At 73.1% G+C, this 12148-nt stretch carries 13 protein-coding genes and 1 riboswitch; of the genes, 7 read left to right on the top strand and 6 right to left on the bottom strand.

The window, feature by feature from the left end; genetic code table 11:
- Window positions 1-4: 4 nt before the first annotated feature.
- A complete protein-coding gene (locus NR112_RS00935; RefSeq protein WP_256792110.1) occupies window positions 5-748 on the bottom strand; it encodes an SCO2322 family protein in 744 nt (247 codons plus the stop codon).
- A 110-nt stretch (window positions 749-858) separates the two neighbouring features.
- A riboswitch (cobalamin riboswitch) is annotated at window positions 859-972 on the bottom strand.
- A gap of 53 nt (window positions 973-1025) precedes the next feature.
- On the opposite strand from NR112_RS00935, the gene NR112_RS00930 reads away from it, so the two are divergent.
- The gene (locus NR112_RS00930) at window positions 1026-1241 is read left to right on the top strand and encodes a hypothetical protein (RefSeq protein WP_256792109.1); all 216 of its coding nucleotides are present in this window, start codon (window positions 1026-1028) and stop codon (window positions 1239-1241) included.
- Window positions 1238-2611 (top strand): serine hydrolase domain-containing protein, encoded by a 1374-nt coding sequence (locus NR112_RS00925; protein WP_256792108.1) that lies wholly within the window; start codon window positions 1238-1240, stop codon window positions 2609-2611. The genes NR112_RS00930 and NR112_RS00925 overlap by 4 nt, the downstream gene beginning before the upstream one ends.
- Before the next feature lie 43 nt (window positions 2612-2654).
- Here NR112_RS00925 and NR112_RS00920 read toward each other — a convergent pair whose 3' ends face one another.
- The 3 genes from NR112_RS00920 to NR112_RS00910 all read right to left on the bottom strand — a co-directional run bounded on the left by NR112_RS00920 (window position 2655) and on the right by NR112_RS00910 (window position 4774).
- The gene (locus tag NR112_RS00920; protein WP_256792107.1) at window positions 2655-3236 is read right to left on the bottom strand and encodes a DUF3043 domain-containing protein; all 582 of its coding nucleotides are present in this window, start codon (window positions 3234-3236) and stop codon (window positions 2655-2657) included.
- A gap of 74 nt (window positions 3237-3310) precedes the next feature.
- A complete protein-coding gene (locus tag NR112_RS00915; protein ID WP_256792106.1) occupies window positions 3311-3892 on the bottom strand; it encodes a protein-L-isoaspartate O-methyltransferase in 582 nt (193 codons plus the stop codon).
- A gap of 72 nt (window positions 3893-3964) precedes the next feature.
- A complete protein-coding gene (locus NR112_RS00910) occupies window positions 3965-4774 on the bottom strand; it encodes a methyltransferase domain-containing protein (protein WP_256792105.1) in 810 nt (269 codons plus the stop codon).
- 115 nt (window positions 4775-4889) lie between these two features.
- On the opposite strand from NR112_RS00910, the gene NR112_RS00905 reads away from it, so the two are divergent.
- Window positions 4890-6260, top strand: a complete 1371-nt coding sequence (locus NR112_RS00905; RefSeq protein ID WP_256792104.1) for a dipeptidase — start codon at window positions 4890-4892, stop codon at window positions 6258-6260.
- Window positions 6261-6325: 65 nt separating this feature from the next.
- On the opposite strand, the gene NR112_RS00900 is transcribed toward NR112_RS00905, so the two are convergent.
- Window positions 6326-7105 (bottom strand): metallophosphoesterase family protein, encoded by a 780-nt coding sequence (locus tag NR112_RS00900; protein WP_256792103.1) that lies wholly within the window; start codon window positions 7103-7105, stop codon window positions 6326-6328.
- Window positions 7106-7111: 6 nt separating this feature from the next.
- Window positions 7112-8326 carry a quinolinate synthase NadA gene (gene nadA / locus NR112_RS00895; protein ID WP_256792102.1) on the bottom strand — a complete coding sequence of 405 codons (1215 nt, stop codon included), beginning with the start codon at window positions 8324-8326 and terminating at the stop codon, window positions 7112-7114.
- 110 nt (window positions 8327-8436) lie between these two features.
- Here nadA and NR112_RS00890 point away from each other — a divergent pair, with 110 nt between their 5' ends.
- The 4 genes from NR112_RS00890 to erpA all read left to right on the top strand — a co-directional run bounded on the left by NR112_RS00890 (window position 8437) and on the right by erpA (window position 12081).
- Entirely contained in the window at window positions 8437-9195 is a 759-nt protein-coding gene (locus NR112_RS00890; RefSeq protein ID WP_256792101.1) for an SDR family oxidoreductase, read from the top strand.
- Window positions 9192-10286 (top strand): S-adenosylmethionine:tRNA ribosyltransferase-isomerase, encoded by a 1095-nt coding sequence (locus NR112_RS00885; RefSeq protein WP_256792100.1) that lies wholly within the window; start codon window positions 9192-9194, stop codon window positions 10284-10286. Before NR112_RS00890 ends, NR112_RS00885 begins: the two co-directional genes overlap by 4 nt.
- A gap of 121 nt (window positions 10287-10407) precedes the next feature.
- Window positions 10408-11574: a glycerate kinase gene (locus NR112_RS00880; protein WP_256792099.1), complete on the top strand. Its 1167-nt coding sequence runs from the start codon at window positions 10408-10410 to the stop codon at window positions 11572-11574.
- Window positions 11575-11703: 129 nt separating this feature from the next.
- Window positions 11704-12081, top strand: a complete 378-nt coding sequence (erpA, locus tag NR112_RS00875) for an iron-sulfur cluster insertion protein ErpA (protein WP_020145450.1) — start codon at window positions 11704-11706, stop codon at window positions 12079-12081.
- Window positions 12082-12148 lie beyond the last annotated feature (67 nt).

Here is a 12148-nt window from a genome sequence, read left to right as displayed (position 1 = left end):
CTCCTCAGCCGTCCTGGCGGGCGCGCGACCGCGAGCGCGCGAGCAGGTAGCCGATGAGCGCGAGGAGGACGAGGCCCGCGATGACGTATGCCGCAACGGTCCCACCCGACGTACCGGACGTGGGCACAGCGGCGACGTCGGTGCCAGAGGCAGCCGGGGTCGAGGCCGACGCGGACGGTGTGGCCGCCGGAGCCGCGATGGTCACCGGCTGGTCGGCTGCCTTCGCCTCGGGGCTGACCTCCTTGACGGCACCGCCGCAGTCGCTCGTGGGGTAGCCGTCGACGCCGCAGACGAGGCCTTTCTCCGTGCGCACGTCACCCGCGACGGCGAGCACCGTGGCGCTCGTGGCGTCCGTCGCGACGACCGCGCACAGGGCCTTGGGCTCGGGCGGCGTGGCGCCGTCGGCGGCATCGGCCGGGCGGCCGAAGTCGACGACGAGGCCGACGCGCTTCTTGCCCGACACGGCCGCAGTGGTGCCACAGACCTGCTCGAACGTGAGGACGGCGCGCGGGTAGCGCGTCGAGGCCTCGTCGGCGACCGCGAAGCGCCAGCCGTCGACGCTGCCGTCCTTGGGGGTCGTCTGGTCCGGGCCCTTCTGCGCGAAGGTCCAGGCGCCGTCCGAGAGCTGGTAGAAGCCCCAGTAGCGGTACGCGGCGGCGTGGGCCGGGGCGATGGTGAGGGCCGAGAGGCAGGCGGCGACGAGCGCGGCGAGCACGACTCGGAGCGGGGCACGACGGACAGGGGACACGGTTTCCTCCTCGCGGTGGGACACCATGTCGGGTCTGCTGGCTGCTGCCGGCCCGGCGGGGTGACTCCGGTCCGCATTCCACGACAGACTGACAAAGGAGCCGGTGGGACGCGGGTTTTCCGGCTGGTCACCCCGGGCCGCACTGCGGCTGGAGATGGCATCACGGTTGCGGGTCAGCGCCGGAGTCACACCGGCTTGCCCCATCGTCCTTCGGTTAGGCGAACCGTCGCACGCGGGGCCTCCGCCCGTCAAACGGCGTGCCAACTAGGGTGGCCGCATGAGTGCTGACTGGTCCTGGCTGTTCCTCGATGCGCACGGCAACCCGGTGGAGGGCGAGGGGGTGTCGACCTCGGGGTTCCCCACCCAGAGCGACGCCGAGAGCTACCTGGGGGAGTCGTGGCGCGAGCTGCTCGACGCGGGCGTCGAGGCGGTCACCCTGCGCGAGAACGAGACCGTCGTCTACGGCCCGATGAGCCTGCGGGCCGCGGAGTGAGCGCGTCGCACGGCGCCGGCAGCCCGTCGGACAGGGCGTTGTCGGCGGGGCTCGAGCGCGACCTGCTCGCCCGGGTCGTCACGGCTCAGCGCGCCTGGCGCTCGCCCGGCGTCAGCGTCGGCGTCGTGCGCGACGGCGCGCTCGTCTGGTCGGCGCACGTGGGGTCCGCCCGGCTGGGGTCGCAGCCCGTGCTTGCCACGGACGACACGCAGTTCATGATCGGCTCGGTGACGAAGACGTTCACGGCCCTGACCGTCATGTCGCTGCGCGACGAGGGCCTGCTCGCCCTCGACGACGCGCTCGAGACGTACGTGCCGGGGACGAAGCACGCACGGGTCCCGCTGCGGCAGATGCTCGCCCACGCCTCTGGCCTGCAGCGCGAGCCGGTCGGCAACATCTGGGAGAGTCTCGTGGCCCCCGAGCGCGACGAGTTCCTCGCCGGGGTCGAGGAGGCGGAGCAGGTGCTGCCCGCCCACCACGCCTTCCACTACTCGAACCTCGCGTACGGCCTCCTCGGCCAGGTGGTCGAACGCGTCACGGGCCGGGACTGGGAGCACGTCGTCCGGGAGCGGGTGCTCGATCCGCTCGGGATGGACCGCACCGGCCTGACGCCCGCCGACGACCGGGCACTCGGCTACCAGGTCGACCCCTACGCCGGCACCGCGAGCGAGGAGCCGCTCTTCACGCTCAACGCGACGGCACCGCTGGGCGGCCTGTGGTCGACCGTCGCCGACATGGCGCGCTATGCCGCCTACGTCGCGAGCCCCGACGACCGGGTCGTGCGGCCCGAGACCGTGGACGAGATGTGCCGGCCGATCATCATGACCGACGTCGACGGCTGGAGCGGGGCCTACGGCCTCGGCTTCGGCATGGGCCGCCGCGGCGACCGGGTCTACGTCGGCCACGGCGGCGCGATGCCGGGCTTCCTCACCGGCCTGCGGGTCCGTCGCACGGACGGTGTCGGCGCGATCGTCTTCGCCAACGCCACCTCCGGCGCTCTGACGCTCGGACTCGCGACCGACCTCGTCGAGGCCGTCGTCGACGCCGAGCCGACACTGACCTCAGCGTGGGTGCCTGAGACGGAACAGCCCACCCTGACCGAGCTCCTCGGACTGTGGTGGTCGGAGGGGTCGCCGATCACGTTCTTCGTGCGCGGTGGCGAGCTGTGGTCCCGGCTCGCCGACGACGAACCGCTGTCCGAGACGCGGTATGCCGCTGAGGGCACCGACCGCTTCCGCGCCGTGTCGGGCCGGGAGCGCGGCGAGGTGCTCGAGGTCGTACGTGCCGACGACGGGTCCGTCGACAAGCTCTACTTCGCGACGTATGCCGTGACGCGGGCGCCGCTGGCGTTCGCCGACCTGCAGGGCTGACCGAGGCGGTCGGCCTCACCCCGTCCGACCCCGCAAGCGCTGGTCAGGCGGGGTGCTCGCCGCGGGCGACCCGCGGCTTGGGCATCCGCGTACGGCGCATCTGGAAGGCGCGCATGATGGCGTACCACGCGTCGCCCTTCTCGGCGCCGCCGAACCTGTCGTCCATCCTGCGGCGCGTGCGGCGCCACATGAGGAGGGCGTCGCCGATGGCCACGAGGATGAGGCCGTAGACGAGGACGAAGACGAGCAGCAGTGCCCAGTTCGTGCGGACGAAGCTGAGCAGCAGCACGATGAGCATGATCGGCAGCATGAACTCGCCGATGTTCCAGCGGGCGTCGACCGTGTCGCGGATGAACCGGCGACGGGGGCCCTTGTCGCGGGCGGGGAGGTACTTCTCGTCACCCGTCATCATTCCGGCGCGCTGCTTGGCCATCGCCTCGCGGCGGGCCGTCTTGTCCTGCTTCGTCGCGGCCTTGCGGTCGGTGACGATGAGGGGACGCTTGTTGAGGGCCTCCTGCTCGCGCCGCTTCGGCGTGGGCCGGTTCTTCGCCCCGGGGCGTGCCGACGCGTCGGTCGAGGCCGTGGGTGCGAGGTCGTCGTTGAGGGTCTTCTTGCGTCCGAACACGAGGACACTCTAAGCCGAAGGGCGTCCTGGGCCCGCATCGCGCCGCGGGCCACCCGGCGCCCGACCCCCGGCGGTCAGGCCCCGGGCGTCGTCCGGAGCGGGACGAAGCGGTAGCGCCCGTGCCGGCTCGTCACCAGCGTGCCCTGGTCGCGCACGACGAGCGTCATGGCGCCGGCGACAGGAAGGACGAGCCGCCCGGGGTCGCCGAGCTGGTCGACGAGCGGCTGGGGCAGGGTCTGCGCCTCGGCGGACACGAGGATCCGGTCCCAGGGGCCGCGGTCCGGGGCGCCGAGCACCCCGGGGGCGGCCTCGCGGATCTCCGCCCACGGCATCCGGGCGGTGGTGAGGTTCGCGGCACCCCATCGCGCCAGGGCGGGCTCGAGCTCGACGCCGACGACCTCGCCGGTGGGCCCGGTGAGGTGGGCGAGCAGGGCGGTCGTCCATCCGGAGCCCGAGCCGACGTCGAGGACGCGCTGCCCGGGCCGCACGTCGAGCAGGCGCAACATGTCGGCGACCGTCCGCGGCTGGGAGTTCGTCTGCCCGTGCCCGATGAGGATGGGGCCGTCGTGACCCGCGCGGGACCGGGCGCCGCGGGGCAGGAAGCCGACCCGGGGCACGGCGGCGAAGGCCTGCTGCACCCGGTCGACGGCGTCCATGGGTCGAGCCAAGCACGCCCCGGTCCGGACGTCAGCCCCGGAGCCCGTCGTCACCGGCGCGGACGGCTGGAGTCAGGCCGGGCGGCGGCCGATGACGTGCACGAGGGTGCCCAGGGCGCGGTAGGGGTCGGTCGAGCCGAGCCGTTCCTCGACGTCGAGCAGCGTCGCCAGCTCGTCGCCCGTGGGTGCGGGCTCGTCCACCCTGACGTCGTCGCTCGCGACGCGGATGCCGTACCACGCGACGAGCTCGAGGCCCGCAGCCTCGCAGTCGGCCGTCAGCGAGGAGAGCGTGTCGGCACGCGCGTCGACGCCGATCTCGTTGCGGTAGCGGGCATCCCGCCCCTGATCGGCTGCGCGGCTCGTCTCGTCGAGCATCGCCAGGGCAGCGGACCAGTCATGCCGGAGGGCCGGGCGCCAGGCCATGGCGTCGCCGTTGCGGGCCGCGATCGACACGATGCCGCCCGGAGCGACCCGGCGGGCCAGCCCGGCGACCGCGGCGCGGCTCTCGGGGAGGTACATGAGCACGCCGTGGCACATGACGACGTCGTATGCCGTCGGCCGCGTCACGCTCGCGAGCCTGGCGAGGTCGGTGGCCACGAGGGTCACGTGGCCGCGCTGCTCCGGGGTGAGCCCGGCGGCGGCCTGCTCGAAGGCGGCGCGCATGCGCCCGTCCGGCTCTACTGCGGTGACCGAGTGGCCGAGGCGGGCCAGGCGCAGAGCCTGCGTGCCCTGCCCGGCACCGACGTCGAGGACCCGGAGCGGTCCACGGGGCAGGTGCGCAGCGAGCTGTCTGGTGACCATCTCCTGGCGCACGACGTTGCGGAGGTTGCCCAGCCGCTCGAGCCAGGGGTCCTGCCCGGCGACGAAGGTGTTGTCTGCCATCGGCCGAACCTACCCACAGAGGATGACACCGGCCGAGGCCGGCACTGCCGGGGGGCGCCGAGGATGGTCCTCGCCTGCCTCGTGAGCCCGCCCTGGGCGTGGGTAGGGTCGGCTCGTGACTGACGACGCTCTCACCCCTGACCAGATCCAGCAGATCCGCGACCGCGTGGCCGAGCTCATGCCGCAGGTGCGGGCCGACCTCGAGGAGCTCGTGCGCATCCCGAGCGTCTCGGCCTCCTCCTTCGACCAGAGCCAGGTGGCCCGGAGCGCCGAGGCCGTCGCCGAGCTGCTCCGCCGCGAGGGCCTCGACGTCGAGGTCGTCGTCGAGGGCGGCCGCCCGGCGGTCATCGGACACATCGACGGTCCCGCAGGCGCCCCGACCGTGACGCTCTACGCACACCACGACGTCCAGCCCCCCGGTGACGACGCTGACTGGGACAGCTCGCCGTTCGAGCCCGTGGAGCGCGACGGCCGCCTCTACGGCCGCGGCGCGGCCGACGACAAGGCCGGCGTCATGGCCCACGTCGCCGCACTCCGCGCCCACGCCGGCAACCTGCCCGTCGGCGTCACCGTCTTCGTCGAGGGGGAGGAGGAGTCCGGCTCGCCGTCGCTCGGCACGATCCTCGAGAAGCACGGCGCCCGCCTCGCCGCCGACGCCATCGTCATCGCCGACTCCGGCAACTGGGACATCGGCACGCCCGCCCTCACCACGACCCTGCGCGGTGGCCTCCGCGTCGTCGTCCGCGTGCAGACGCTCGACCACTCCGTGCACTCCGGTATGTTCGGCGGCGCGGCGCCCGACGCCACCACCGCCCTCGTGCGCCTGCTCGCCTCACTCCACGACGCCGACGGCAACGTGGCCGTGGCCGGTCTAGACGCGGGTGAGGCCGCCGACATCGACTACGACGAGCAGCGCTTCCGCGCGGAGTCGGGCCTGCTCGACGACGTGTCGCTCATCGGGTCCGGCTCGATCCTCAGCCGGCTCTGGAACAAGCCCTCGATCACGACGATCGGCATCGACGCGACGTCCATCGACAAGGCGTCGAACACCCTGTCCGCCAAGGCCGCTGCCAAGATCTCCGTCCGCCTCGCCCCGACCCAGGATCCCCTGGTGGCCTTCGACCGGGTCCGTGAGCACCTCGAGGCCAACGCTCCGTGGGGCGCCCGGCTCACGGTCGAGCTCGAGGAGCACGGCTCGGGCTTCGCGGCCGACGCGAACGGCCCGGTCTACGACGAGGCGCGCGCGTCGTTCGCCGACGCCTGGGGCACCGAGCCCGTCGACATGGGCGTCGGCGGCTCGATCCCGTTCATCTCCGACTTCTCGGCGCGCTTCCCGGGTGCTTCGATCATCGTGACCGGAGTCGAGGACCCCGACACCCGTGCCCACGGCGCCAACGAGTCGCTGCACCTCGGCGAGTTCGAGAAGGTCTGCGTGGCGGAGGCGGTCTTCCTCGCCCGGCTGGGAGCGCTTCGGTCCACCCGCTGAGGCGGACGGCATACGCGATGGACGGCGGATCCCGGCACGAGCCGGGACCCGCCGTCCATCGCTCGTCAGGAGGCGGGGACCGCCGAGCCGCGGTAGCGCTGCTCGCGCAGCTCGAGGGCGTACGCCTCCACACCGGGCATCCCGAGCTCCTCGGCCACCGCGACCTCGGCCTCGACGTCGTACGGCACCCGGACGAAGGTGATGCCGACGTGGCCCGCGGGCTCGTCGAGGTCCGCGCGGGCCAGGGTGCCCTCGAGGATGACGTAGGGGGCGCCCGGACCGTCGAGGGCGTTGCCGACCGACCCGGCGTTGAAGACGCTGATGCCGTAGTCGACGGCGAGGTAGGCGCCGTGGATGTCGCCGTACCCGACGATGGTCGGCACCGGACCGGGGCCCGTGAATGCGGTCTGCGCGACGAAGGCACGGTGCTCCTCCTCGGTCGTCGGCGCGAAGACGCGGTGGAACTCGCTGACCGGCGAGGCGTGGAAGAAGCGGATCGGCTGGCCGCTCAGCACGATCTCGTGGACGTTGGGCAGCGTTGCGAGCCAATGCCGCTCGTCCTCTGAGAGGGTGTCGCGCACCCACTGTCCGTGTTCCCACGGCTGCACGGTGTCGCGCGCGATGAAGGTGTCCCAGTTGCCCCGGACGGTCGGGATGGCGCGCTCCCGCGTCATCCGGATGCACTCCGACCCGCGCGGGCCCTTGCCGATGAGGTCGCCGAGGTTGACGACGTGCTCGATGCCGCGGCGGGCGACGTCGGCAAGCACGGCCTCGTACGCCGTGACGTTCCCGTGGACGTCGGAGACGACGGCGACCCGGTGGAGGTCGCCTGCGGTGACGGCCACCAGCCTTCAGTCCTTGTGGGTCGTGCCGGGCAGGGCGAGCATGCGGTCGAGGGCCGCGCGGGCCTCGGCGGCGACGGTCGGGTCGACGTGGATGGGGTTGACGACCCGACCCTCCACGAGGGACTCGAGGGCCCACACGAGGTGCGGGAGGTCGATGCGGTTCATCGTCGAGCAGTAGCAGACGTTCTTCTCCAGGAAGGCGATCCGCTGCTCGGGGAACTGCTGGGCGAGGCGGCGTACGAGGTTGAGCTCGGTGCCGACGACCCACGACGTGCCGGCCGGGGCGGCGGCGATCGTCTGGATGATCTTCTCGGTCGAGCCGACCTCGTCGGCCCGCTCGACGACCTCGTACTGGCACTCGGGGTGGACGATGACCTTGACGCCAGGGATCTCGCGACGGGCGGCGTCGACGGCGTCGACCGAGAAGCGGCCGTGCACGGAGCAGTGCCCGCGCCAGAGGATCATCCGGGCGTTCTCGAGCTGCTCACGGGTCAGGCCGCCGTTCGGGCGGTGCGGGTCCCAGACGACGCAGTCGTCGAGCGACAGGCCGAGCTCGCGGACCGCGGTGTTGCGGCCGAGGTGCTGGTCGGGCAGGAAGAGCACCTTGCCCGTGCCGGTTCCGTCCGAGCCGACGCCGCCGACCTGCTCGAAGGCCCAGTCGAGGGCGGTGCGGGCGTTGGAGCTCGTGCAGATGGTGCCGCCGTGCCGGCCGGTGAAGGCCTTGATCGCGGCGGCGGAGTTCATGTAGGTGACCGGGATCGTCTGCTCGGCGACGCCGGCAGCGGTCAGCTGCTCCCAGCAGTCCTCGACCTGGGCGATCGCGGCCATGTCGGCCATCGAGCAGCCGGCGGCGAGGTCGGGCAGGATCACGGTCTGCTGGTCGCTCGTGAGGATGTCGGCGGACTCGGCCATGAAGTGCACGCCGCAGAAGACGATGTAGGGCGCGTCGGGCCGGGCGGCCGCGTCGCGGGCGAGCTTGAACGAGTCACCGGTGACGTCGGCGTACTCGATGACCTCGTCGCGCTGGTAGTGGTGCCCCAGGACGAACACGCGGTCCCCGAGGGCGGCCTTGGCGGCGCGCGCCCGCTCGACGAGGTCGGGGTCGGACGCGGCCGGCAGGTCACCCGGGCACTCGACGCCGCGCTCGGTGTGCAGGTCGGTGCCCTGCCCGAGCACGAGGAGGGGGAGGGGAGCCGGGGCCGATGCCGTGTCGGTCGTCATGTGCAGATCGTATGCCGCCGGGTGGGCTCCCAGCGTTCGGGCACTTGACCTCAAGTGGACTTGATGTCTGACGCTGTGGTCATCGAACCACGACCACCACAGGAGTCACGATGCCCACCGCACTCGTCACCGGTGCCACCCAAGGGCTCGGCCGGGCCCTTGCCGAGGCCCTCGCCGTCCGTGGCTGGGACCTCGTCGTCACGGCGCGCGACGCCGACCGTCTCGCCCAGACCGTGTCCGCCCTGCGCGACCACGGTCACGACGTCGTCGGGGTCGCCGGCGACGTCAGCGACGCCGTCCACCGCGACGCCGTCGCCGGCGTCGTGACCGGACCGACCGGACCGACCGGACCGGCCGGTGCGGACGGTCCGGACGGTCCGGACGGCCTCGACCTCCTCGTCCACAACGCGAGCACCCTCGGACCGCTCCCGCTGCGTCCCCTGGGCGACCTGTCGACGGACGACCTCGCGGCCGTGCTCGCCGTGAACGTCGTCGCGCCGCACGCCCTGACCTGCTCGCTCCTGCCGTCGCTCGAGGCGGTCGGAGGGACGGTCGTCGCGATCTCGTCCGACGCGGGCGTCGAGCACTACGAGTCCTGGGGTGCCTACGGCGCCAGCAAGGCAGCCCTCGACCACCTGACGCTGACCCTCGGGGCGGAGGTGCCCTCGATCCGCGCGTACGCGCTCGACCCCGGCGACATGCGTACCGCCCTGCACCAGGCGGCGTTCCCGGGTGAGGACATCGGCGACCGGCCGTTGCCGGAGGAGGTCGCCGTGCCCGGGATCCTGGCGCTGCTCGCGTCGCGACCCGCGAACGGTCGGTACCGGGCTGCTGACCTGCTCGCCACGACGTCGGAGGTGGCTTCGTGACCGCAGCCCTCGCCCACGTCCCGCACACCGTCTTCCGTGCCACCGACGACCTGACGGCCGACGCCCCGCCCGAGAGGAGAGGTCTCGACCGGGACGGCGTCCGCCTGCTCGTCGCCTCGGAGCCCTCCTGCGGCACCGTCCGAGTCGAGCACACGACCTTCGCCGCCATCGGCGACCACCTGTCGCCCGGCGACCTCCTCCTCGTCAACAACTCGGCGACCGTGGCGGGCGAGATCGACGGTCGGGTGGTCGGACGCGGCGCCGTCGTCGTCCACGTCGCCTCCGAGCTCGACGACTGCACCTGGGTCGTGGAGCTGCGCACCGCCCCCGACGCTGCGCACCCGGTGCTCGACGCGCTCGAGGGCGACGTCGTCGACCTCGCGGCCGGCGGTCCCCGGCTGCGTCTCGAGGCGCCCTACCCGCGGCCCGGCTCGTCCCCGACGGGACACGGCAACCGGCTGTGGCGGGCGACGCAGCTCGACGCCTGCACCCTCGCCGAGCACCTTGCGACGCACGGTCGGCCGATCGCGTACGGCTACCTCCGGTCGAGGTTCCCGCTCGAGGCGTACCAGACGGTCTTCGCCCGGCTTCCGGGCAGCGCCGAGATGGCGAGCGCCGCCCGGCCGTTCACCCCCGACCTCGTGACGGGCCTCGTGTCGTCCGGTGTGATCATCGCTCCCGTGACGCTGCACACCGGGTTGTCGTCGCAGGAGGCCGGTGAGGCGCCGCAACCCGAACGGTTCGCCGTGTCGGGGGAGACGGCAGCCCTCGTCAACCTCGTGCGCGACCGCGGCCGCCGGGTCGTCGCCGTCGGCACGACGGCGACGCGGGCCATCGAGTCGGCGACCGGCCGGGACGGCAGGGTACGCGCCGCGGCAGGGTGGACCGACGTCGTCATCTCGCCGGACCGTCCGGCCCGCGTCGTCGACGGGCTCGTGACCGGCTGGCACGACCCGGACGCCTCGCACCTGCTCCTCGTCGAGTCGGTCGCGGGGGCCGACCTGGCCCAGCAGGCGTACGACGAGGCGGTGGCGCACCGCTATGCCTGGCACGAGTTCGGCGACGCGGGACTCTTCCTGCCCCACCGCTGACCCGGCTTCTCGCGCCCGGACCCACTCGGTCGAGGTGATCGCGCCACCCACGGTCGTGCCGCGATCACCTCGGCCGCGGGTGGGACGCGTCGACAGTCGGCCGGATGGGAGGATGCCGGACGTGCACGTCATCTTCGCTCCCGACTGCTACACCGGCACGCTCACCGCGTCCCAGGCCGCGGCCGCGATGGCCGAGGGCTGGGGGCGGACGGCGCCGGGCGACCGTGTCACGCTCGTGCCGCTCTCCGACGGCGGACCCGGCTTCGTCGACGTCCTCGCAGAGACCCTCGCGGGGGAGGTCCACGCCGTCGTGACCACCGACCCGCTCGGCCGTGAGGTGCCCGGCACCATCCTGCTGACGACGGGCGCCGGCGGCCGGACGGCTTACGTGGAGTCGGCGCAGGCGGCCGGCCTGCACCTGCTCGCCCCGGACGAGCGCGACCCAACGGTGACATCGACCTCGGGGGTCGGCACGCTCGTGCTCGCGGCCCTCGACGCCGGCGCCCGACGCATCGTCATCGGGCTCGGTGGGTCGGGCACCAACGACGCGGGTGCCGGCCTGCTCGGCGCCCTGGGGGTCGGGCCGGCCTCCCGCCTCGGGCACGGCGGGCTGGCGCTCGCCGCCGCGACGCCTCACGACGTCGCGGGCCTGGACGCCGTGCGCGACCGGCTGCGCGGCGTCGACCTCGTCATCGCCAGCGACGTCGACTCGCCGCTGCTGGGGCTCAAGGGTGCGAGTGCGGTCTTCGGCCCCCAGAAGGGGGCGTCCGAGGAGGACGCCCAACGGCTCGAGAACGCGCTGGGCCACTTCGCGAGCGTCGTGGCTCGGGTTCGGCCGCCCGCCAGGGACCTGCTCACCGGCAACCTCCTGAAGCCGGAGCGCGAACCCGGAGCCGGAGCTGCTGGTGGGCTCGGGTACGCCCTGCACCTGCTGGGCGCACGCCGCGTGTCCGGGGTCGAGGCGGTGCTCGACGCCGTCGGGTTCGCCGATCTCGTGGCCTCCGCCGACCTCGTCGTCACGGGCGAGGGCAGCTTCGACTGGCAGTCGCTGCGCGGCAAGGTCGTCGTCGGTGTCGCCGAGGCCGCCGCCCGCGTCGGCGTGCCGGTCATCGCCGTCCCCGGTCAGTCGCTCGTGGGACGCCGTGAGGCCATGACGGCCGGCCTCTCCGGGGTGTATGCCGTCGCGGAGCGTCCCGACCAGGTCGCCGCCGCCCTCGCCGAGCCCGCCGCACGCCTTGCCGACCGCACGGCGCGCGTCGCACGGACCTGGTCGCCGTCCACATCCTGAGCCGCCGGACGGGGGGAGGATGCACGATTCGACGACGTGGCGACGTATCCTTGGACACGTCGGGAACACATCCGGCGCGGCATGGGTTCTCTCTTCCGACCCATGCTCCACGACGTGAAGGACCAACACATGAGTGTCGAGACGAACGCATCTCCCGCCGAGGTTCAGACCGAGGCTCCCGCCCACGGTGTCGTCCTGACGGACGTCGCGGCCACGAAGGTCAAGAGCCTGCTCGAGCAGGAGGGTCGTGACGACCTCCGCCTGCGCGTCGGTGTCCAGCCCGGCGGATGCTCGGGCCTGATCTACCAGCTCTACTTCGACGAGCGCAGCCTCGACGGTGACCTCGTCCGCGACTTCGACGGTGTCGAGGTCGTCGTCGACCGCATGAGCTCCCCCTACCTCGAGGGCGCCACGATCGACTTCGCCGACACGATCGAGAAGCAGGGCTTCACCATCGACAACCCCAACGCGGGCAGCAGCTGCGCCTGCGGCGACTCCTTCAGCTGAGCCGCCCACGCCTCGGCGCACAACGCACCGCACGTCCGAAGGGCCCGACCGTCACGGTCGGGCCCTT

It is taken from the genome of Terrabacter sp. Ter38, assembly GCF_024519435.1.
Classification (GTDB): Bacteria; Actinomycetota; Actinomycetes; order Actinomycetales; family Dermatophilaceae; genus Terrabacter.
This window is presented reverse-complemented; position numbering and strand designations above follow the sequence as displayed.

What these genes read in the sequence shown, in the direction of transcription:
- NR112_RS00910 (WP_256792105.1), bottom strand. Translation starts at nt 4,774, where the DNA reads ATGGCAGACAACACCTTCGTCGCCGGGCAGGACCCCTGGCTCGAGCGG.
- NR112_RS00890 (WP_256792101.1), top strand. Translation starts at nt 8,437, where the DNA reads ATGCCCACCGCACTCGTCACCGGTGCCACCCAAGGGCTCGGCCGGGCC.
- NR112_RS00915 (WP_256792106.1), bottom strand. Translation starts at nt 3,892, where the DNA reads ATGGACGCCGTCGACCGGGTGCAGCAGGCCTTCGCCGCCGTGCCCCGG.
- nadA (WP_256792102.1), bottom strand. Translation starts at nt 8,326, where the DNA reads ATGACGACCGACACGGCATCGGCCCCGGCTCCCCTCCCCCTCCTCGTG.
- NR112_RS00930 (WP_256792109.1), top strand. Translation starts at nt 1,026, where the DNA reads ATGAGTGCTGACTGGTCCTGGCTGTTCCTCGATGCGCACGGCAACCCG.
- erpA (WP_020145450.1), top strand. Translation starts at nt 11,704, where the DNA reads ATGAGTGTCGAGACGAACGCATCTCCCGCCGAGGTTCAGACCGAGGCT.